The organism is Nonomuraea sp. CX421, assembly GCF_059358955.1.
In genome coordinates this window covers 158487-178246 of sequence record NZ_JCADBK010000007.1, presented here as the reverse complement: position 1 = coordinate 178246, position 19760 = coordinate 158487, and the positions used below count along the sequence as shown (strand labels likewise).

General features: G+C 70.6%; 19 protein-coding genes and 1 pseudogene. 11 read left to right on the top strand and 9 right to left on the bottom strand.

Going from position 1 to position 19760, the window contains the following annotated elements:
* The first annotated feature begins 155 nt into the window (after positions 1 to 155).
* The gene (gene trpD / locus AC5L3X_RS15730) at positions 156 to 1190 is read left to right on the top strand and encodes an anthranilate phosphoribosyltransferase (protein WP_494857595.1); all 1035 of its coding nucleotides are present in this window, start codon (positions 156 to 158) and stop codon (positions 1188 to 1190) included.
* Between the two features lie 12 nt (positions 1191 to 1202).
* Here the strand turns inward: trpD and AC5L3X_RS15725 are convergent, their stop codons facing one another.
* The 3 genes from AC5L3X_RS15725 to AC5L3X_RS15715 form a co-directional block, all read right to left on the bottom strand.
* Entirely contained in the window at positions 1203 to 2594 is a 1392-nt protein-coding gene (locus tag AC5L3X_RS15725) for a class II fumarate hydratase (protein ID WP_189124151.1), read from the bottom strand.
* 78 nt (positions 2595 to 2672) lie between these two features.
* A complete protein-coding gene (locus AC5L3X_RS15720; protein ID WP_494857594.1) occupies positions 2673 to 4385 on the bottom strand; it encodes a serine/threonine-protein kinase in 1713 nt (570 codons plus the stop codon).
* Between the two features lie 35 nt (positions 4386 to 4420).
* Positions 4421 to 5524, bottom strand: coding sequence for a serine/threonine-protein kinase (locus tag AC5L3X_RS15715; RefSeq protein ID WP_494857593.1), 1104 nt, complete (start codon positions 5522 to 5524; stop codon positions 4421 to 4423).
* Between the two features lie 686 nt (positions 5525 to 6210).
* Between AC5L3X_RS15715 and AC5L3X_RS15710 the strand changes: the two genes are divergently transcribed.
* The 3 genes from AC5L3X_RS15710 to AC5L3X_RS15700 all read left to right on the top strand — a co-directional run bounded on the left by AC5L3X_RS15710 (position 6211) and on the right by AC5L3X_RS15700 (position 7733).
* Positions 6211 to 6399 carry a DUF5999 family protein gene (locus AC5L3X_RS15710; protein WP_494857592.1) on the top strand — a complete coding sequence of 63 codons (189 nt, stop codon included), beginning with the start codon at positions 6211 to 6213 and terminating at the stop codon, positions 6397 to 6399.
* Between the two features lie 150 nt (positions 6400 to 6549).
* Positions 6550 to 7080 (top strand): recombinase family protein, encoded by a 531-nt coding sequence (locus AC5L3X_RS15705; protein ID WP_494857591.1) that lies wholly within the window; start codon positions 6550 to 6552, stop codon positions 7078 to 7080.
* Complete coding sequence (locus tag AC5L3X_RS15700; protein WP_494857590.1) at positions 7014 to 7733, top strand: recombinase family protein; 720 nt, start codon at positions 7014 to 7016, stop codon at positions 7731 to 7733. Before AC5L3X_RS15705 ends, AC5L3X_RS15700 begins: the two co-directional genes overlap by 67 nt.
* A 32-nt stretch (positions 7734 to 7765) precedes the next feature.
* On the opposite strand, the pseudogene AC5L3X_RS15695 reads toward AC5L3X_RS15700, so the two are convergent.
* The 3 genes and pseudogenes from AC5L3X_RS15695 to AC5L3X_RS15685 form a co-directional block, all read right to left on the bottom strand.
* A pseudogene (locus tag AC5L3X_RS15695) lies at positions 7766 to 8073 on the bottom strand (transposase); the annotation flags it as partial.
* A gap of 240 nt (positions 8074 to 8313) precedes the next feature.
* Positions 8314 to 9990, bottom strand: coding sequence for a fumarate hydratase (locus AC5L3X_RS15690; RefSeq protein ID WP_494857589.1), 1677 nt, complete (start codon positions 9988 to 9990; stop codon positions 8314 to 8316).
* An 81-nt stretch (positions 9991 to 10071) separates the two neighbouring features.
* The gene (locus AC5L3X_RS15685) at positions 10072 to 10947 is read right to left on the bottom strand and encodes a DMT family transporter (protein WP_494857588.1); all 876 of its coding nucleotides are present in this window, start codon (positions 10945 to 10947) and stop codon (positions 10072 to 10074) included.
* Between the two features lie 68 nt (positions 10948 to 11015).
* Here AC5L3X_RS15685 and pdxR point away from each other — a divergent pair, with 68 nt between their 5' ends.
* Genes pdxR through AC5L3X_RS15670 form a run of 3 tightly spaced genes read left to right on the top strand, consistent with a single transcriptional unit; the run spans position 11016 to position 14277 of the window.
* Positions 11016 to 12407, top strand: a complete 1392-nt coding sequence (pdxR, locus tag AC5L3X_RS15680) for a MocR-like pyridoxine biosynthesis transcription factor PdxR (RefSeq protein ID WP_494857587.1) — start codon at positions 11016 to 11018, stop codon at positions 12405 to 12407.
* Between the two features lie 48 nt (positions 12408 to 12455).
* Complete coding sequence (locus tag AC5L3X_RS15675) at positions 12456 to 13424, top strand: Gfo/Idh/MocA family protein (protein WP_494857586.1); 969 nt, start codon at positions 12456 to 12458, stop codon at positions 13422 to 13424.
* On the top strand, positions 13417 to 14277 hold the full coding sequence (locus AC5L3X_RS15670) for a Cgl0159 family (beta/alpha)8-fold protein (protein ID WP_494857585.1): 861 nt from the start codon (positions 13417 to 13419) through the stop codon (positions 14275 to 14277). The genes AC5L3X_RS15675 and AC5L3X_RS15670 overlap by 8 nt, the downstream gene beginning before the upstream one ends.
* Here the strand turns inward: AC5L3X_RS15670 and AC5L3X_RS15665 are convergent.
* Together AC5L3X_RS15665 and AC5L3X_RS15660 are read right to left on the bottom strand one after the other, a co-directional pair.
* Complete coding sequence (locus tag AC5L3X_RS15665; protein WP_494857584.1) at positions 14261 to 15415, bottom strand: MFS transporter; 1155 nt, start codon at positions 15413 to 15415, stop codon at positions 14261 to 14263. The genes AC5L3X_RS15670 and AC5L3X_RS15665 overlap by 17 nt on opposite strands.
* Before the next feature lie 22 nt (positions 15416 to 15437).
* On the bottom strand, positions 15438 to 16184 hold the full coding sequence (locus AC5L3X_RS15660) for a DUF998 domain-containing protein (protein ID WP_494857583.1): 747 nt from the start codon (positions 16182 to 16184) through the stop codon (positions 15438 to 15440).
* A gap of 155 nt (positions 16185 to 16339) precedes the next feature.
* On the opposite strand from AC5L3X_RS15660, the gene AC5L3X_RS15655 reads away from it, so the two are divergent.
* Positions 16340 to 16990 (top strand): DUF1707 SHOCT-like domain-containing protein, encoded by a 651-nt coding sequence (locus AC5L3X_RS15655; RefSeq protein WP_494857582.1) that lies wholly within the window; start codon positions 16340 to 16342, stop codon positions 16988 to 16990.
* A gap of 71 nt (positions 16991 to 17061) precedes the next feature.
* On the opposite strand, the gene glpX is transcribed toward AC5L3X_RS15655, so the two are convergent.
* Positions 17062 to 18096, bottom strand: a complete 1035-nt coding sequence (gene glpX / locus AC5L3X_RS15650) for a class II fructose-bisphosphatase (protein WP_189124163.1) — start codon at positions 18094 to 18096, stop codon at positions 17062 to 17064.
* An 82-nt stretch (positions 18097 to 18178) separates the two neighbouring features.
* Between glpX and AC5L3X_RS15645 the strand changes: the two genes are divergently transcribed.
* Genes AC5L3X_RS15645 through AC5L3X_RS15635 form a run of 3 tightly spaced genes read left to right on the top strand, consistent with a single transcriptional unit; the run spans position 18179 to position 19605 of the window.
* A complete protein-coding gene (locus AC5L3X_RS15645) occupies positions 18179 to 18790 on the top strand; it encodes a TetR/AcrR family transcriptional regulator (RefSeq protein ID WP_494857581.1) in 612 nt (203 codons plus the stop codon).
* 11 nt (positions 18791 to 18801) lie between these two features.
* Entirely contained in the window at positions 18802 to 19332 is a 531-nt protein-coding gene (locus tag AC5L3X_RS15640) for a DUF4245 domain-containing protein (RefSeq protein WP_189124165.1), read from the top strand.
* A 36-nt stretch (positions 19333 to 19368) separates the two neighbouring features.
* Entirely contained in the window at positions 19369 to 19605 is a 237-nt protein-coding gene (locus AC5L3X_RS15635) for an exodeoxyribonuclease VII small subunit (RefSeq protein WP_189124166.1), read from the top strand.
* Positions 19606 to 19760: the final 155 nt, after the last annotated feature.

Below are 19760 nucleotides of genomic sequence, written 5' to 3'. Positions count from 1 at the left end.
GGCTGACGTCATGACCGCGTACCTGTCCAGCTGGTGGCCCGCCTCCTAGGCGGCATCCGCAGCGACACCTACGCGTCCGGCCGCCTCGACGAGGCGGCCGTCGGCATTTCCAGGGGCGTCCCGTCGAGCACCTCGACAGACGAAAGGCGTAATCCGTGACCACCACCTGGGCCGCACTGCTCGGCACGCTCCTCGACGGCACCTCGCTCACCCCCCGGCAGGCCGCCTGGGCCATGGAGCAGATCATGTCCGGCGCCGCGACGGACGCGCAGATCGCCGCGTTCGCGGTGGCCCTGCGGGCCAAGGGCGAGACCGTCGCCGAGGTCGCCGGGCTCGCCGACGGCATGCTGTCGAGGTCGTCCGCCATCCGCGTCTCGGGCGACACCGTCGACCTGGTCGGCACCGGCGGCGACCGGGCCAACACGGTCAACGTCTCGACCATGGCCGCCATCGTCACCGCGGCCGCCGGAGCGCGGGTCGTCAAGCACGGCGGCCGGGCCGCCTCGTCCTCCACGGGAGCCGCCGACGTGCTGGAGGAGCTCGGCGTCCGGATCGACCTGCCGCCCGCCACGGTTGTCCGGGTCGCGGAGGAGGTCGGCATCACGTTCTGCTTCGCGCCCACCTTCCATCCGGCGCTCAAACGCGCCTCCGGCCCCCGGCGCGAGCTCGGCATCCCCACGGTGTTCAACTTCCTCGCCCCGCTCACCAACCCCGCCCTGCCGGCGGCCCAGGCCGTGGGTGTGTTCGACCCGGGCATGGCTCCGGTGATCGCGGGCGTCCTGGCCGAACGCGGCGGCTCCTCGCTCGTCTTCCGCGGGGACGACGGCCTCGACGAGCTCACCACCTCGGGCCCGTCCACCGTCTACGTCGTACGGCGGGGCACGGTCAGCCGCACCGCCCTGGACCCCGCCGACCTCGGCATCCCCCGGGCCCGGCCCGCCGACCTGCGGGGCGGTGACCGCGCGCACAACGCCCGGGTGGTCCGCGCGGTCCTCGCCGGCGAGCCCGGCCCGGTCCGTGACATCGTCCTGCTGAACGCCGCCGCCGCACTGGTCGCCGCCGAGGGCGCCCCGCCGCCGGCCGACCTCACCTCGGCTCTGGGGGCCGCCCTCAAACGCGCCGCGGACGCGGTCGACTCCGGTGCCGCCGCCGACCTGCTCTCCCGATGGGCCGCGGCGACCTCCCACTGACTCCCGGAGCCGTCAGGACGGGGGCCTGGTCATGGCCAGCACGTCGAGGGCGGCGTCGAGCTGCTCCTCGGTGATGCGGCCCTCGGCCACGTGGCCCCGTTCGACGACGACCTCGCGGATGGTCCTGCGTTCGGCCAGGGCCTGCTTAGCGATCTTGGCGGCCTCCTCGTAACCCAGGTATCGGTTGAGCGGGGTGACGATCGACGGTGAGGACTCCGCGTACTCGCGCAGCCGTTCCACGTTGGCCGTGATCCCCGACACGCACCGGTCGGCCAGCAGCCGCGACACGTTGGCCAGCAGCCGGATCGACTCCAGGACGTTGCGGGCGATGACCGGAAGCTGCACGTTGAGCTCGAAGGAGCCCGAGGCACCCGCGAACGTGATGGCGGCGTCGTTGCCGATGACCTGCGCCGCGACCATGGCGGTGGCCTCGGGGATCACCGGGTTGACCTTGCCGGGCATGATGGACGAGCCCGGCTGCAGGTCCGGCAGGTTGATCTCGCCGAGCCCGGCCCGAGGGCCCGACCCCATCCAGCGCAGATCGTTGGCGATCTTGTTCAGGGAGACGGCCACCACCTTCAGCTGGCCGGAGAGCTCGACCATGGAGTCCTGGGCGCTCTGGGCCTCGAAATGGTCCATCGCCTCGCGGAACGGGATGCCGGTCGCCTCGCGCAGCCTGGCGATGGCCTTCTCGGCGAACCCCGGCGGCGTGTTGATGCCGGTGCCCACGGCGGTGCCGCCCAGCGGCAGCTCCAGCACGTGGCCGAGGGCCGACCTGACCCGCACCAGTCCATGCTCGATCTGCGAGGCGTAACCGCCGAACTCCTGACCCAGCGTCACCGGTGTCGCATCCATCAGATGGGTCCGGCCCGACTTCACCACCTGGTCGAACTGGATCGCCTTGGCCCGCAACGCCGCCGCCAGATGTTCGAGGGAGGGCAGCAGATGGTAGGTCACCTCGGTCGCGGCGGCCACGTGGATCGAGGTCGGGAACACGTCGTTGGACGACTGCGAGGCGTTGACGTGGTCGTTCGGGTGCACCGGACGGCCCAGCCGCTCCTGGGCGAGCGTCGCGACGACCTCGTTGACGTTCATGTTGGACGAGGTGCCCGACCCGGTCTGGAAGACGTCGATCGGGAAATGCGCGTCATGCTCGTTCTCCGCGACGTCGGCCGCCGCCTGCGCGATCGCCTCCGCGATCTCCTTGTCGACGACGCCCAGCTCGGCGTTGACCTCTGCGGCGACCGCCTTGATCAGGCCCAGCGCGGCGATGTGAGACGGCTCCAACCGCCGCCCGGAGACCGGGAAGTTCTCGACCGCCCGCTGCGTCTGCGCCCGCCATCTGGCCCCCGTGGGTACGCGCACTTCGCCCATCGAGTCATGTTCGATACGGAACTCGCTCATGCCTCCAGTCTGACCCACGGGTGCCGGATCAGCTCGGCCCGAGCCCGCCGGATCGGCTCGCGCACCGGCCCCGCCAGGTCAGCCCGACAGCACCGCCACGATCAGAATGGCGATCACCACGGCGGCCGCCGCGGCCACGGCCATCAGGATGAGCATCCCGGTGCGGTTGCCGCTCGACGGCTGCTCGGGCCCGACGATCGAGAACAGGTCGGTGCCGAGCCCCTGGGCGCGATCCTCCTCGCGCGAGGGCGGCGGGGCCGGGATCTGCTGCGGCCCCGCCGGCGACATCGGTGGCGAGGGCAGCGGGTAGACCTGCTGTCCCGGCGAGTTGTTGTGGGGTTTGGGCTGCTGCACGCGCCGGGTGGTGACCGCGCCCTCGTCGCCCGGCCAGCCGGGAGCGGGGCTCTGCGGCAGCGGCGTCTTGGGCCGCATCATGCTGACGGTCCGCTCGGGATCGTGACCGCCCTGAGCCTGGGGCCCGGGAGCGGCTCCGCCCTGCGTGGGCCGCGGGACCGTGCCGGGCCCGCGCGGGCCGGCCGTGTCCGCCTGCTGCCCGAACTGCTGCGGGCCTCGCCCTCGCGGCTCCTGCGGGCCGGGTCCTTGCGGGGAACCCTGCGGACCCGCCGGGCCACGGCCGTAGGCGGCGTCGGCACCCGGCCCCTGCGCGCCGGGCCCGCGCGGACCTGGCGCCTGCGGACCGGGACCGTGCGCGCCAGGTCCGTGCGGACCTGGCGCCTGCGGACCGGGGGCGTGTGGACCGGGGGCGTGCGCGCCGGACGCGGAGCCGCGGCCATGGGCGGGCTCACCACGCACCTGTTCGTACGGCGAGCCGGGCCCGGTGCCCGGACCGAACGCGCTGGGCGCCTGGTCGAACGCGGAGCGCGCTCCCTGGAAGGGCGGCTGGGCATGGGGCACGGCGGCCTCCCGAGCGGTCAAGGCCTCCGCCGTGATCGCCGGCATCTCGTTGGTGGGCGTGTCGGCGACCATCCGGAGCAGCGTCTCCGCCTTCGCCGCGGACAGTCGCTGCTGGTAGTCCTTGTTGAGCAGCCCGACGAGCACCGGCCGGAGCTGACCGGCCTGGGTCGGCGGATCGGCCGTCTCGCTGAGCAGGGCCGCCAGCGTCTCGGCGATCGTGGCCCGCTCGTAGGCGGGACGCCCTTCCACGGCGAAGTAGAGCGTGGCGCCGAGCGACCAGATGTCGGACTCGGGGCCGGTGTATTCGCCCCTGGCACGTTCCGGGGCGGTGTAGCCGGGAGACCCGATCACCATGCCGGTCTTGGTGAGCTTGGGGTCGCCCTCGGCCTTGGCGATGCCGAAGTCGGTCAGCACGACGCGGCCGTTCTGGGTGATCAGCACGTTGCCCGGTTTGACGTCGCGGTGCGTGATGCCCTGAGCGTGCGCGGCGCGCAGCGCGCCCAGCAGGTCGACGCCGATCTCGGCCACCAGCCGGGGCGGCAGCGGACCCTCCTCGTCGATCACCTGTTCCAGCGAACGGCCCTCGATGAGCTCCATGATGATCCACGGGCTGTTGCCGTGGATGAGCACGTCATGGATCGAGGCCACGGCCGGATGGTTGATCCGGGAGGCGATGCGCCCCTCGCGGACCATGCGTTCGCGCAGCTCGGCGCGTTGTTCTTCGGTGAGCCCGGAGTCCTGGCGGATCTCCTTGACAGCCACCTCGCGCCCCAGAGCACGGTCACGGGCCCGCCACACGGTGCCCATGGTGCCGCGGCCGAGCGGCGAGATCAGCTCGTAGCGCTCTGCGAGCAGGCGTGTCTGCTGTTCCGGCATGAAAAGAAGATATCGATTCTCGCTTGGGAAGTGCTTTAGCCTCGCTTGCGAAGTTCTCTTGGCCAGAACCGTCGAGGGAGGCACAACTTTATCACCGTCGTCTTGAAACGGGCATAAGCGGAAGGCGCCGGTCGTGCTTCGACTCGTTTCCGGTGCACTCCCTCGCCGGCCTTGCGCTCCTGCCGGGGCGCGGGCACGGTGACCGCCACCGGCTCGGCCCGATGCAGACCGCGATGCGTCGATCTGCGGGCGAACGCGGGCGTCGGGGGAGCGGCCGGTGAGCGTACGGGCCGCCGCGCGGCCAGTGGCTCCTCGGCCGAGCCGCCCGCCGCCACGCGCGCCAGCATCAGCGAGGCTCGTACGGAGTCGAGCCTGGTCTGCGGGTCGATGCGGAGCAGCGCGTCGAGCACCGGGGCCAGCGGGCCCGCCTTGGTCATCGGGATCGGCTCGCCGCTGGTGAGCGCGGCCAGCGCGGCGGCGGCCGTGCGGCGGCCGTGCAGGCCCCTGCCCTCGACGGCCGTGTAGAGCGTCGCGCCGAGCGACCACAGGTCGCCGGCGGGGCTCGCCTTCGAGCCGAGCACCCGCTCTGGCGCGATGTAGCCGGCGGAGCCGAGCACGATGCCCGCCTGGGTGATGGAGACGTCACCCTCCAACGCGGCCAGACCGAAGTCGGTGAGCACCGCGCGATCCTCGGTCACCAGCACGTTGCTGGGCTTCACGTCGCGGTGCAGGATGCCCTTGGCGTGGACGGCGCGCAGCGCGCCGAGGATCTGCCGGCCGATCTCCGCCGCCTGGCGGGGGTGGAGCGGTCCGTTCTGCTGCACGAGCTGCTCGAGTGACCTGGCCTGGAGCAGCTCCATCACGATCCACGGGCGGTCGTCCTCGGTGACCACGTCGAACACGGTGATGACCGACGGGTGCGCGACCATCGCGGTCGCCCTGCCCTCACGCTCGGTGCGCGCGCACAGCTCGGCCCGCAGCTCCTCGTCGAGCACGGCCGGCAGGCGCACCTCCTTGACCGCCACATGACGGTCGAGCAACTCGTCGTGCGCCCGCCAGACGGTGCCCATGCCGCCGCGTCCGACCGGCTCCAGAAGCCGGTAGCGCGCGGCGAGGAGGTAACCGGAGGGCGCACGCATGCCTGGCAGCTTACCTATTTGTGTAAACCGACCAGTAGAGGCGTGGCCGATAAAATGTTGCGATTCTGAGTCAACCCGCCTGACTCGGCGCGTCAGTAAAGCGACGGTCATATCAGGCCGGCCGACCCCGGCTTTCCGCCGTCGGAGCGGCGGCCGGCATGCCGCCTTCAGGGCCGGTGAGGCCGTGGAAGTGCTGGTCGATGCCGGGTCCGGGCGACGGACCGGTCGATCATGGTCGCCATCCGAGGAGGCCGCTCCGGCGTCTGACCCGGAGCCTGACGCGACGGCTCGGACTCGACGGGACCTCCGGCCGCCACGGGCTTGCGCGCCGCTTCGGGTGCCGCCCCGTACTGGCCCGTCCGGGGCTCGCGTCCGTGCCGCCGGCCGACGGGCGGGGAGCCCGGACATTGCCGGATCCCGAATGCGGACGTGTTCGCGCAGCTCACCGCATTGTGTGCGCTGTCCGCTCACTCCGTACGGAAAGGCGTGTGTTGCCCAGTAAGTGCTTCGCAGGTGTCAGGCCTGGTTGCTGACAAGAACTCTCCGGAAGGCGTCAGCAGGTTGTAAGGGTGCCGTAAGGGGCCGGGGGCAGAGTGAGGGCGCCCGTAAGTAAGCCCGGTGAAGAGGTCCGGAAAGTACCGCCTTCTGAAACCCGCGCAACAGGAGCGTCATCTGAGAGGTGCACCATGTGCAGTCACTTCCCCCTTTGCCCCAGTGCCGACTCGCCCGACCGTGAGGCGTCGCACGTGATCTCGGCCCACCCCGACCAGGGGTGGAGCCTGCTCTGCAACGGCGTGGTGCTGTTCGAGGACACCGGCCTGCTGCTGCCCGATGGCCGGATCGTCGCCCCCCACCGGGCGCCCGTCGCCGCCTGAGCCCCCGACAGGTGGTGCCGAGCGGCGGGAGCGCCCGTCCGGCACCTTCGCGGCCGCCCGCCTAGCGGCGGCCGATGCTCAGCGCCAACGGTGTCAGTGAAGAAGCCTTATCGCTTGTTTGTCTAACGGTACCAATTTGCGATCACATGCATGATCGAGACGCCCCGCGTGCTTGGCGTGATCAGACTCAGCGTCACCACCGATGCCAGCACAGCTTCCGAACGTCAGCGAGACGCGATCCAGCACTGGGCCAACGCCCCCCATGTCAGCGGAACCGTGATCGGGTGGGCTGAGGACCTGGACGTGTCGGGCGGCCTCGACCCGTTCAAGCGACCGAAGCTCGGTTCATGGCTTACCAGGCGGGAAAGCGAGTTCGATGTCATCGCCGTTCTCAAGATCGACAGGCTTACCTGTCGCTCGAAGCACTTCGCCGAACTGGTCGAGTGGTGCGAGAAGCGCGGCAAGACGATCGTCTCTGTGACTGAGGGCATCGACATGTCCACCCCCATGGGGAAGATGTTCGCTCAGATCATCGCGGCGTTCGCGGAGGGGGGACTGAACACGATCCGTGCCCGGATCCAGGCCAGCGCGCAGACTCGTCTGGAGATGGGTGTGTGGACCGGGTGCTTCCGTTCGGGTACCAGTTCACGGAAAGTACGGCGGGCAAGGGTAAGAAGCTAGCCCAAGATCCCGAGTATTCGGCTCTGCTCAGGGAGATTGTGGACAGGGTGAAGACCGATTGGTCGGCCTACCGGATCGCCGTGGACCTCAACAGACGCAAGGTGTCGACATGGCGGGATTACCTGCGCATCAAGTCGGGGAAGCCACCTCGGGGAATCCAGTGGACTTCAGCCACGATCGTTGCCATTGTCACCAACCCCACCGCTGCGGGGTTCTTCACCTACAAGGGTGAGCAGGTGGAGGACGAGGAGGGCAACCCGGTCATGATCTCATCCAATCCGATCATGACTTCTGAGGAGTGGAACCAGATGGTCGTTCGTTTCACCACCGACGAGCGAAAGGCGGTCAGGTCCACCCCCTCACGTTCGATGCTCGGGGTATGGGCAGAGAAAGACGACGACCAGAAGCGGGCCTTTCTCAAGAAGCACAACATTCGCGTTGTGGTCTTCCGGGACTTGGTTGAGTGGTCCAAAGAGAGTGTCGTGGTCGAGTTCTTGGACCTGAAGGAAGTCATTCAGGTCAATAATCTTCAGCTGGATGATCCGGACTACTATAGGACCGACTTCGACACCCCGTCTGGGGATGATGGGAGCGCCATTCCATTGGAGCGGCTTACCGAGATGGCAAAGAGCCGCATCCAAGATCGTGTGTGAGAATAAGCCACTCTGCGATCTGATGCCTGTTCAAGCGCACGCTCAGCCCGCCGCTGCCGCTCCAGCAGCCACTCGGGGTCGTACGAGCCGGTCCGCAACATCGCGATCGCCGGCTCCACGGCCTCGGCACGGGTGTCCCACTCACGGGGTTGTGTGCGTCGCCGACACTTCTGTAGCCGGCGCCACAGCGCTGCTCGACCTCAGCATCCATCATCATCTGCACCATCCGCACCACCATCGCACGCAACACATCCGGCGAGGCCTGCGCCAAGGTCTCGTCGAACCGCGCACCCTCAGCAGGCGAATGTCCATAGCGGCCACTTCTCGTTCTCCTTCGAATGCCTTCGACAGCTGTGAAGGATCGCGGAGTGGCCGCCCTCATGTCACATCGGTCTTCCCTCTCGGGCTCAAGGTGACGTACGGGTTCAAACCCGTACACCACTTCCGTGGACGCAACTGTGCTCTCGCCCGTTGGGGCAGAGGACGGTAGGTCGTCAGACCTGCACAACGCCAGCCTGGTGCTGACAGCAACTGATCAGCCCGGACCACAGTCTGGAGCTTCGAGCTAGGTGTCGAGGGTCTACAGCCTGGGCGAGCGTGTTGGGATGCCTACGAAGGTGGCTCCACCGTCTAGTTGCCGTTGGTCAAAAAAGTCATCGCCCTTGTCGTCCACGACGATGAACGCGGGGAAGTCCTCGACCTCGATCTTCCAGACCGCTTCCATGCCCAGCTCGGGATACTCCAGGACCTCGACCTTCTTGATGCAGTCCTGTGCCAGCCGGGCCGCCGGGCCGCCGATGGAGCCCAGGTAGAACCCGCCGTACTTCTGGCACGCGTCCGTGACCTGCTTCGACCTGTTGCCCTTGGCCAGCATCACCATCGAGCCGCCCGCCGACTGGAAGCGTTCGACGTAGGAGTCCATGCGTCCGGCGGTCGTGGGCCCGAACGAGCCGGAGGCGTAGCCCTCGGGCGTCTTGGCCGGGCCGGCGTAGTAGACCGCGTGGTCCTTCAGGTACTGCGGCATCTCGCCGCCGTCGTCGAGCAACTCGGCGATCTTCGCGTGCGCGATGTCGCGGGCGACCACCAGGGGGCCGGTCAGGGAGAGCCGCGTCTTGACCGGATATTTCGTCAGCTCGGCCAGGATCTCGGGCATCGGGCGGTTGAGGTCGACCGAGACGACGTCGTCCGAGAGGTGCTCGTCGGTGGTGTCGGGCAGGAAGCGGGCCGGGTCGGTCTCCAACTGCTCCAGGAAGACGCCCTCAGGGGTGATCTTGGCCAGGGCCTGCCGGTCGGCCGAGCAGGAGACGGCGATGGCCACCGGGCAGGAGGCGCCGTGCCGGGGGAGCCGGATGACGCGGACGTCGTGGCAGAAGTACTTGCCGCCGAACTGCGCGCCGATGCCGAGCTTCTGGGTCAGCTCGAAGACCTTCGCCTCGAGCTCCAGGTCACGGAAGCCGTGCCCGGCCGGCGACCCCTCGGTGGGGATCGAGTCGAGGTAGCGGGCGCTGGCGTACTTGGCGGTCTTGAGGGCGTACTCGGCCGAGGTGCCGCCCACGACGATCGCCAGATGGTACGGCGGGCAGGCGGCGGTGCCGAGCGAGCGGATCTTCTCCTCCAGGAAGGCCAGCATGCGCTTCTCGTTGAGCACCGCCTTGGTCTCCTGGTAGAGGAACGACTTGTTGGCCGAGCCGCCGCCCTTGGCCATGAACAGCAGTTTGTACTCGTCGGCGTGGCCGAAGGGGTCTTCGGCGTAGAGCTCGATCTGGGCCGGCAGGTTGTCGCCGGTGTTCTTCTCCTCCCACATGGTCAGCGGGGCCATCTGGGAGTAGCGGAGGTTGAGCTTGGTGTAGGCGTCGTAGACGCCGCGCGAGATGTGCTCGGCGTCGCGGCCGTCGGTCAGCACGTGGCGGCCGCGCTTGCCCATGACGATCGCGGTGCCGGTGTCCTGGCACATGGGCAGCACGCCGCCGGCCGAGATGGAGGCGTTCTTGAGCAGGTCGAGCGCGACGAACCGGTCGTTGCCGCTGGACTCGGGGTCATCGATGATCTTGCGGAGCTGGGCCAGGTGCGATGGCCGCAGGTAGTGCGAGATGTCGTGCACGGCCGTCTCGGTGAGCAGCCGCAACGCCTCGGGGTCGACCTCCAGGAACGTACGGCCCGCTGCCTCGACTCTCCGCACCCCCTCCGATGTGATCAGCCGGTATGCGGTCTCGTCGGCGCCCAGCGGAAGCAGGTCGGTGTAGTCGAACTCGGCCATGACCATCCTTTCGATTGCCCAAAGGGTACGCCCACGGCCGCCCGCGTTCGTGCCATGGGGGCGTACGGTATGGGCGGTCTGTCAGGTGGCGTCGGCGGTGAGCCGGACCGGCTCGGGGGTGCGGTCGGCGGTGAGACCCACCACGATGCCCGCGATCACCAGGCCCGCGCCGAGCAGGTCGTAGCCGGAGGGCGTGGCGACGCCCAGCACCAGCCCCGTGACGATCGCGCCGACCGGGATGAGCCCGGCGAACAGCCCCGCCCGGCCGGGCCCGAGCTTGGGCAGCGAGGTGTACCAGAGGAAGAACGCCAGCACCGTCACCACCGTCGCCAGGTAGCCGAACCCGAGCGCCTCGGCCGCCGTCGGCGCCCGCAGCATTCCGGTGCCTTCTCTGACCAGTCCGATCAGGGCCAGCATGGGCACCGCCAGCATCGTCGAGTAGGCGCTCACCCGGATCGCCCCCAGCTTGGGCAGCAGCGGGATGGCCAGCAGCGAGAAGCTGATCTCCCCGGCCAGCGCGCCGAGCGCCCACAGCAGACCGGGCAGGTTGCCGCTGCCGAGCCCGGTGGCGAGCGTCGCGCCGGTCACCACCACGCCGGCCCCGGCGAGCAGCCGGGGTGAGGGCCGGCCACCGGCCAGCGCGAGGGCCAGCGGCACGGTGCCGAGCACGGTGCCGACCAGCGCGGGGCCCGAGGCGCGGGTCGACTCGATGACGCACACGTTGAAGATGACCAGTCCGAGCATGGCCAGCCCGCCGAGCAGCGCCCACTCCTTGGCGGTGAGCCGGACGAACCGCAGGCCCATCGCCCAGGTCACGATGAGCAGGATGACCGCCGCCACCAGGTAGCGCACGGCCTGCCCGCCGTAGAGGGGGTAGTCCGCGATCAGTCCGGACACGCCGGCCAGCGTCCCCACGATGAACATGGCGCTGGCCGCGCCGGTAACGCCGTTTCTCATGGAACGGATGGTAGGGAGACAATGGTTCTGCTAAACAGTCCAATCAGCCGACATGTGAGAGGACCAATGTGGCCGACCTTCATGTGTCGATCAATCCTGCCGAAGGGGGCATCGCCGCGCAGATCGCCACCCAGCTGCGCGAAGCCATCCGGCGCGGGCGCCTCACTCCCGGCATCCGCCTGCCCGCCAGCCGCGACCTGGCGGCCGACCTGGCGGTCTCGCGCGGGGTCGTCGTGGAGGCGTACGAACAACTGGTGGCCGAAGGCTTTCTGATCTCCCGCGTCGGCTCCGGCACCCGGGTGGCCCCCGCCGCCGCCCGCCACCCGGCTCCGCCGGCCCCGTCGGCGCCCGAGGGCCCCGGCCCCTACTACGGCCACCGTCCCACCTCTCCCGACCTGGGCCACTTCCCGCGCGAACGCTGGCTGGCCTCCGTCAGGCACGTCCTCACCACCATGCCCTCCGACGCGCTCGACTACGGCGACCCGGGTGGTGTCCCGGAGCTGCGCGAAGAGCTGGCCGGCTATCTCAGACGGGTGCGCGCCGCCGACGTGGCCCCGGAGAACCTGGTGATCGTGGGCGGCGTGGCGCAGGGTCTCAGCCTGGTCCTGCACGTCCTCACCCAGCGGACCGGAGCCGGGCGGTACACCCTGGCCGTTGAGGACCCGACCAGCCATCGCCAGGTCCCGCTGCTGCGACGGGCGGGCGCCCATCTGCTGCCCGTGCCGGTCGACGACCAGGGCCTCGACGTGGCGGCGCTGCGCGGCGGGCGGGCCGAGGGGGTGCTCGTCACGCCCGCCCACCAGTACCCGACCGGCGTGGTGCTCTCCCCGGCCCGGCGGGCCGCGCTCATCGCCTGGGCCCAGGCGGCCGGCGGCTTCGTGCTGGAGGACGACTACGACGCCGAGTTCCGGTTCGACCGCGACCCGGTCGGCTGCCTCCAGGGGCTGGCCCCCGGCCGGGTGATCCTGTCGGGCAGCGTGAGCAAGGCCCTGGCGCCCGGCCTGCGGCTGGGCTGGGTGGCCGCGCCCGCCGAGCTGGCCGAGGCGGTGCGCCGGGCGCGCGGCGAGCTCGACCTCGGCTCCCCGGTCGTCGAGCAGTACGCGCTGGCCCACTTCCTGCGCACCGGCGGCTACGACAAGCACCTGCGCCGGATGCGCCGCGAATACCATCGCCGCCGCGACGCCCTGGTGGCCGCGCTGGCCGAGCACCTGCCCGAGGTCCGGGCGCACGGCATCGAGGCGGGCCTGCACGTCCACCTGGCACTGCCCGACGGCTGGGACGAGAGCCGGGTGTCCGAGCTGGCCCAGGAGCAGGGGCTGGCCGCCGAGCCGGTCGCGCCGATGCGCTTCGCGAAGGGCGGCCCGGCCGTGGTCGTGGGCTTCGCCCGGCTCCCGGCCCACCGAGCGGCAGAGGCCATCCGAGGCTTAAAGGTAAGAATGTCTGGACAAATCATTGACTGAGGGAGAAATTCTCGCTTACAAAGAAAGCCCACTTCCCTTGGAGGCGTCATGCGTGTGGGACTGCTGGGTCTGGGCCGGATCGGCGCGTTCCACGCGGCCACCCTGGCCGCGCATCCGCTGGTGGACGAGCTGATCGTGGCCGATCCCGTCCGCACGTCCCCGTACGGCCGGCCGGGTGATCCGTTCGACGCCGACGCCGTGGTCATCGCCACCCCGACCGGCACGCACGCCGAGCTGCTGATCGAAGCCTGCCGCAGGGGCATCCCGGCCTTCTGCGAGAAGCCGGTGGCCGGTGACGTCGAGCGAACACGGGAGGTGCTGGAGGCGGCCCGGGGCAACCGGGTGCAGATCGGCTTCCAGCGCAGGTTCGACGCCGGGTACGCCGCGCTGGCCCGCGCGCTCCGCGACGGCGAGCTGGGGGAGTTGCAGCGGATACACATGATCACCGCAGATCCGGCGCCTCCGCCGCCCGAGTACATCCGGCTCTCCGGCGGCATCTACCGCGACTGCCACATCCACGACTTCGACATCCTGCGCTGGGTGACCGGCCGCGAGGTCGTCTCCGTCTACGCGACCGGCTCCAACCGGGGCGCCGCCTTCTTCGACGAGGCCGGCGACGTGGACAACAGCGCCGCCGTCCTCACGCTCGACGACGGCACGCTGGTCACGCTGCAGGGCTCCCGCTACAACGGCGCCGGCTACGACGTGCGCATGGAGGTGGCGGGCACCAAGGGCACCCAGGTCGCCGGGCTCGACCCGCATGTCCCGCTGCGCTCGGCCGAGGGGCTGCAGCCGCCCGGGGCGCCCTGGCCCGACTTCGTCAGCCGCTTCCGCCAGGCCTACACCGACGAGATCGACGGCTTCCTGCGCAGCGACCGCAGCCTGTGCTCGATCGAGGACGCCCTGGAGGCGCTCTACATCGCCGAGGCCGCCGAGCTGTCCCGCCGCGAGGGCCGTCCCGCCCGGCTGCACGAGGTCCGTACGACCGACGAGAACGAGGTGCCCAGGGTTGGCTGACTACCGGGAGCTACGCGGGACCAGGGCGAGGTTCCCGGAGCGCGTCGCCGAGGCGGCCGCGGCCCGGCGGCGCAGGCCGCTCTTCGGCGCGCGCGACCAGCTGCTGATCATCGCCGCCGACCACCCGGCCCGGGGCGCCCTCGCCGTGGGAGGCCGCCCGCTGGCCATGGGCAGCCGCGTCGAGCTGCTCCAACGGCTCACCGTCGCGCTGTCCCGCCCCGGCGTCGACGGGCTGCTGTCCACCCCCGACATCGTCGAGGACCTACTGCTGCTCGGCGCGCTCCATGACCGCGTCGTCATCGGCTCGATGAACCGGGGCGGCCTCCAGGGAGCTGTCTTCGAGTTCGACGACCGGTTCACCGCGTACGACACCGGCACGATCAGGCGGATGCGGCTCGACGGCGGCAAGATGCTCTGCCGCATCGCCCTCGACGAGCCCGGCACCGCCCCGACGCTGCAGGCGTGCGGCCGGGCGATCACCGAGCTGGCCGAGAGCGGGCTGGTCGCGATGATCGAGCCGTTCTGGTCCGGCAGAGCGGGCCACGACCTGTCCCCCGAGGGCGTGATCCGGGCGATCAACGTGGCCCAGGGCCTCGGCGCGACCTCGGCCCACACCTGGCTGAAGATCCCCGTCGTCGACGGCATGCAGCAGATCATGCAGGCCACCACGCTGCCCACCCTGCTGCTCGGCGGTGACCCCGGGGACACTCCCGACCTGGCGTACGCCTCGTGGCGCAAGGCGCTGCGGCTGCCCGGCGTGCGGGGGCTCGTGGTCGGCCGGGCGCTGCTCTATCCGCCCGACCACGACGTGGCGGCGGCCGTGGACACTGCCGTCGCTATGCTCGGGCCTTGACCGCCGGCTCGAAACCCCTGGCCAGTACGATGATCGCGGCTGCCAGCACGAGCGGCGCGGCGAACGCCACCCGCATGTCCGCGGCGTCCGCGATGCCGCCGACGAGCGCCGCGCCGACAATGAAGCCGACGTAGTTGAACAGGTTGACCCGGGCGATCGCCACCCCGGTGCCCGCCGGGTCGAGCCTGCCCGCCGCCGAGAACGACTGCGGAGCCACCACCGACAGCCCGACACCGGTGAGCCCGAACGCCACGATGGCCAGCGGCTGGCTGGGCGCGAAGACGATGCCGAGGAACCCGAGGGTCGCGATGGCCCCGCCGATCCTGACGATGGCGGCCGGGCCGTACCTCCGCACCGCGAGGTCGCCGCCGAGCCGTACGGCCAGTGTGGTGGCCTGGTAGGCGGCGTAGCCGAGCGGCACCACGCTCGCGCCCGCGCGCAGGACGTCCTGCATGAAGACGGTGCTGAAGTTGGAGACCGCGGCGTCGCCGACGTACAGGAAGCCCATCGCCAGGCAGAGCGGGATGATCGGCTTCCACGGGAACCGGCCGGCGACGGCCTGCATGGACTCGACCTTCTCCTCCTGGATCGTGCAGAGCCGCGGCCCGGCGTAGACCGAGCCCGCTACCGCCAGCAGCATCGGGGCGCTCATGATCACGGCCAGGTCGAGCGAGGCCGCTGCGGACGCCCACAGCGCGCCGGCCAGGCTGAAGACGCTCCACACGCAGTGGAAGCCGTTCAGCACCGCCCGCCCGTACCTCCGCTCGACCGTCACGCCCTGCATGTTGATGCCCGCGTCGACGGCGCCGACCGACAGCCCGAAGAGCAACAGCGCGAGCACGAGCAGCACGACGTCGGGCGCGAGCCCGGCGAGCACCACGCCGGCCGCCACCGCCGGTTGCGCGGCGCGCAGCAGCGGTTTACTGCCCTTGCGCGAGGCGAACGCGCCCGCGGCCACGCTGCCGATCCCGGCGAAGACGGGGACGATGAGCAGCAGCAGGGTCAGGGACCCTTCGCTGAGATGGTGCTTGTTCTGCAGGTTCGCGACCTGGGTGAGCAGTGTCGCGAACGACAGGCCCTGTACGGCGTAGGCGACGAACGTGGCGATGCGGGCCTGGCGATCACGCGGGGTCGGCACGGAGGCCTCCAGATGGGGGGAATCAAACGTGAGGCGCGGTCAGGTTATTCGCTTCACCGGCGCCTCCGCCAGCAGGCGCCGGCCGGTGCCGGGCACCCCACACGCCGAGGGCGACCACGGCGGCCACCTCGGTCGCCGCGAGACCGCGTTCGACCAGGCCGAGCGGCATGACCTGCCACCAGGACAGGCCCGCGCGCGTCCCCACCAGCACCGTCGCGCCGATGCCCAGCACCCAGAGCACCGACAGCAGACCGAAGCCGAAGGCGAACAGCGCGTGCCCGCGCCCCTCGGTGTGCCGCCACGGCCGGGCGATGACCAGAGCCGCCAGCGGCAGACTGAGGAACGCCACCAGACTGCCCGCCCGGTGGATGCTGCCGCTCAGGCTCGGGCCGACCGACCAGTCGTGCTTGGGAAACCAGGCTGTCACCAGCAGCCCGGCGCTCCACGCCATCAGCGCGAACGTGCCGAAGATCCCGGCCAGCCGGACCTGGGCCAACGCGACGCCGATCGCCGCGGAACCGCCCGCCAGCGACGCGACCGCGAAACCGAAGATCCACCCCTGCGCGCCGAGGCCGTGCTCGCTGATGGTCCGCCGCAACGGATTGATCTCCCCGAGGCTGACCAGGTCGAGACCGGCGATCACCACCACACCGGCTCCCACCGCGCCGAGTCCCCACCGCGCCGCCTGCCGCACGACCACCCCTCTCCGTACGGGCCGGGAGAGTCCTCCCTGCGGCCGGTCTCCGCGCTCGCGCGGGCCGGTCTTCACACGGGTCGGAAGAGTGCCCGGAACCACCGGTCCTGTCCGGTCAACGGGCGAATGGCCCGGCGGATTCCGCGGTTTGGCCGCCTGCGCCGACGAATCGGATGACACGGTCCAACAGACCTGAGCGAACATCCCGCCTGCCGGATATCGTCGGAAGTGTGAACGAACGCCCGGGGTCTTGGCTCCCACGCCTGCAGGAAGTCGGAGAGCGACTGGCCGAGGAGTGGGTCACCGCGCGTCGATCCACGCCCAAGCAGGCGGGGCCGCAGCCGCACGAGCTGCGCGCCTCCGACGACGACCGCGAGCGCATCGCGCAGGTGCTGCAGGACGCCCACGCCGACGGCCGCATCACCCTGGAGGAGCTCGAGGAACGGCTCGGCACCGTCTACTCCGCCCGCACCCTCGGCGAGCTCGCCGGAGTCACCGTCGACCTGCTCCCCGCCGAGCAGCAGCCGCTCAACCTCGACGGCCGACCGGTGTCGGCGATCTTCAAGCAGCAGGAGCGGGGCGGCCGGTGGGTGGTGCCCGCCGAGCTCGACGTCACGGCCATGTTCGGCACCACCAAGCTCGACCTGCGTGACGCGATCCTGCAGAACCACCGCATCGTGATCAACGCCACGCTGGTCTTCGGCGGCCTGGAGATCCAGGTGCCGGCCGACCTCGAGGTCGTCCGCGTCGCCAAGGGCAAGACCGTGCGGCTGACCAAGCAGCCCACCGAGCCCGGAGCGCCCGTGGTCGAGGTGCGCACCAACAACTTCGCGGGTGACGTCAAGGTCAAGGAACCGCCCCGCCGCAAGCGCCGCCGCTGACCGGCCCCTCCGCGACCGGCCCGCGGCCGTCCCGCCCGCGACCGGTCCGCGGCCGTCCTGCCCTCAGCCGCTCAGCCGGCGGAGTCGAAGTTGATCGCGCTGTAGGCCCGCAGCTTCCACAGCTGGTGCTCGCTTTCGACCTTGCGGATCGTCCCCGAACGCCCGCGCATCACCAGCGAGCTGGTCCGCGCGACCCCGCCGCTGAACCGTACGCCCTGCATGAGCTCGCCCTGGGTGATGCCCGTCGCCGCGAAGAACACGTCGTCGGACCTGACCAGGTCGTTCGTGGTGAGCACCTGGTTGAGGTCGTGCCCGGCGTCGAGCGCCTTGCGGCGTTCGGCCTCGTCGCGCGGCCACAGCTTGCCCTGGATGACGCCGCCCAGGCACTTGAGCGCGCACGCGGCCACGATGCCCTCCGGGGTGCCGCCGATGCCCAGCATCAGGTCGATGCCGGTGCCGTCGCGCGCCGCCGTGATCGCGCCCGCCACGTCACCGTCGACGATGAACTTGATCCGCGCCCCGGTCGCCCTGATCTCCTTGACCAGCTGCTCGTGCCTGGGACGGTCGAGCACGATCACGGTGACGTCGGAGGCCGAGCAGCCCTTGGCCCTGGCGACCGCGTTGATGTTGGCGGACACGGGCGCGTCGATGTCGACCACGTCCGCCGCCTGCGGGCCGGTGACCAGCTTCTCCATGTAGAACACGGCCGACGGGTCGTACATCGACCCGCGCTCGCTCACCGCGATCACCGACACCGCGTCGGGCATGCCCAGCGCGGTCAGCCGGGTGCCGTCGATCGGGTCGACGGCCACGTCGCAGTCGGGGCCGCTGCCGTCGCCGACCTGCTCGCCGTTGAACAGCATCGGGGCATGGTCCTTCTCACCCTCGCCGATGACCACCACCCCGTTCATCGAGACGGTGTTGATCAACTGGCGCATCGCGTTGACCGCGGCTCCGTCGGCGCCGTTCTTGTCTCCCCTGCCCACCCACCGTGCGGCGGCCATCGCGGCGGCCTCGGTGACGCGGACGAGCTCAAGAGCGAGGTTTCGATCAGGGGCGTGCTCGCCCGTGGCCAACGCGGGAGGGACGGACGTCTGATCGGACATGATGAAGGGACCTCCTTGTGGGCAACTGCCTCGATGGTAGTTGTCCCTGTATCCCCGGTCAGCGGAGGATAATGTGCCTGCCATGAGCAGCGATGTGGAACAGCCGGTCACACCACGCATCTCCGAGCGCGGTGCGGCCACGCGCGGCGCGCTACTCAAGGCCGCCCGGGAGGTCTTCATCTCCAAGGGTTTCGCCGAGGCCGGGGTGACCGATGTGGTGGGCCGGGCCGAGGCGAGCGTCGGCAGCCTCTACCACCATTTCTCCGGCAAGGCCGACCTCTACCAGACGCTGTTCGAGGAGTTCCAGGCCAGGCAGTCCCAGCGGACGAAGAAGGCCGCCCGCGAGGCCAGGGCCGCGGGCGAGAACGACCCGATGCGGGTCTTCGTCGGCGCCGCCCGCGCCTACCTCGACGGCTGTCTGGAGGAGCGCGAGCTCGCCGCCCTGTTCATGCGCGGTGACGGCCCGCCCGGCTTCGAGGTCGTCATGCGCGACCGGCTGCGCACCTGGGCGCAGCGCAACGCCGCCCTGTTCGACGACGACGAGGCCGCGCTGGTCGTGGTCATCACGGGAGCGCTGGCCACCGCCGTCTCCGAGGTCGTGGCCTCGGGTGACAGAGGGCTGGCCGAGGAGGTGCTCGCCATCATCGGACAGATCCGTCCGGCCGCTTCGGCAAGCGGCCCCACCAGCGGGTAACCTCACCAGATGTGCGACGGTTCACCGAGGGTTTCTACGGCTACGCGGTAGCAGTGTTCGTCTGTCTCGCGGCGGCGGGGCTGTTCCTGCTGATCGCGCCGCAGAGCCGTGAGGAGCACATCCCTCGGCGCGAATACTCGATCACCGTCGCCAACTTCGGCCACAGCGTCCCCTACGGCGTGTGGGCTCCCGCCAAGGACCCGGCCGGCTGGGTGCCCAACAGCAACCGCATCGCCAAGGGCGAGAACAACGCGCAGGTCCTCTCGCTCGGCTACGCCACCGCCAAGCGCGAGCACGCCATGTTCGTGCAGAGCGACGAGAAGCCGGCGGCCGCCTTCGCCAGCCGGATGGCCAATTCCGAGCGCGTGGTGGGCACCGAGCAGGTCGCCGGCCAGACGTGGGAGCGGCGCCTGCGCGAGGACAAGGACCAACGCTCGCTGGTCCGCATGCTGCCGGAGGTCACGCTGGTGGTCACGGGCACGGCCGACTGGCCCGAGCTGGCCGAGCTGGCCGCCTCCCTCCAGCAACGTCCCCGCGGCTGACCGCGATTGTCGGCCGCCGACCCTAAGGTGGTGCCTGTGGCAGACGAGAAGGCACCCTCATACGAGCAGGCCCGCGAGGAGCTGACCGAGGTCGTGCGCCGCCTGGAGACGGGCGGCCTCACCCTGGAGCAGTCGATCGAGCTGTGGGAGCGCGGCGAGAAGCTGGCCGCCATCTGCGAGGAATGGCTCCAGGGCGCCAGAGTCAAGCTCGCCGCCGCCATGGCCCGCCGGTCCGACCCGACCGCCTCCCGAGACGACGACGCGCCCTTCTGAGCTGTTCCGGGCCGCTTGTGGAGCCCGTTTCTGGCCCCCTGAGCCGGTTCGGGACTTCTCCTGTGGCGGTCCCGCGCGCCAGACCTTCGGGGGCCGGTTCTACGCGCCGGGGCTCGGGCGGCTGGGAGTCCAGGCTCAGGCGGCCGTACGCTCCC

Bases quoted from the DNA above. Each gene is read 5' to 3' on its own strand.
- AC5L3X_RS15710 (WP_494857592.1), top strand. From the start codon at position 6,211: ATGTGCAGTCACTTCCCCCTTTGCCCCAGTGCCGACTCGCCCGACCGT.
- AC5L3X_RS15715 (WP_494857593.1), bottom strand. From the start codon at position 5,524: ATGCGTGCGCCCTCCGGTTACCTCCTCGCCGCGCGCTACCGGCTTCTG.
- AC5L3X_RS15675 (WP_494857586.1), top strand. From the start codon at position 12,456: ATGCGTGTGGGACTGCTGGGTCTGGGCCGGATCGGCGCGTTCCACGCG.
- glpX (WP_189124163.1), bottom strand. From the start codon at position 18,096: ATGTCCGATCAGACGTCCGTCCCTCCCGCGTTGGCCACGGGCGAGCAC.
- AC5L3X_RS15645 (WP_494857581.1), top strand. From the start codon at position 18,179: ATGAGCAGCGATGTGGAACAGCCGGTCACACCACGCATCTCCGAGCGC.
- AC5L3X_RS15685 (WP_494857588.1), bottom strand. From the start codon at position 10,947: ATGAGAAACGGCGTTACCGGCGCGGCCAGCGCCATGTTCATCGTGGGG.
- AC5L3X_RS15705 (WP_494857591.1), top strand. From the start codon at position 6,550: ATGATCGAGACGCCCCGCGTGCTTGGCGTGATCAGACTCAGCGTCACC.
- AC5L3X_RS15690 (WP_494857589.1), bottom strand. From the start codon at position 9,990: ATGGCCGAGTTCGACTACACCGACCTGCTTCCGCTGGGCGCCGACGAG.
- AC5L3X_RS15720 (WP_494857594.1), bottom strand. From the start codon at position 4,385: ATGCCGGAACAGCAGACACGCCTGCTCGCAGAGCGCTACGAGCTGATC.
- AC5L3X_RS15725 (WP_189124151.1), bottom strand. From the start codon at position 2,594: ATGAGCGAGTTCCGTATCGAACATGACTCGATGGGCGAAGTGCGCGTA.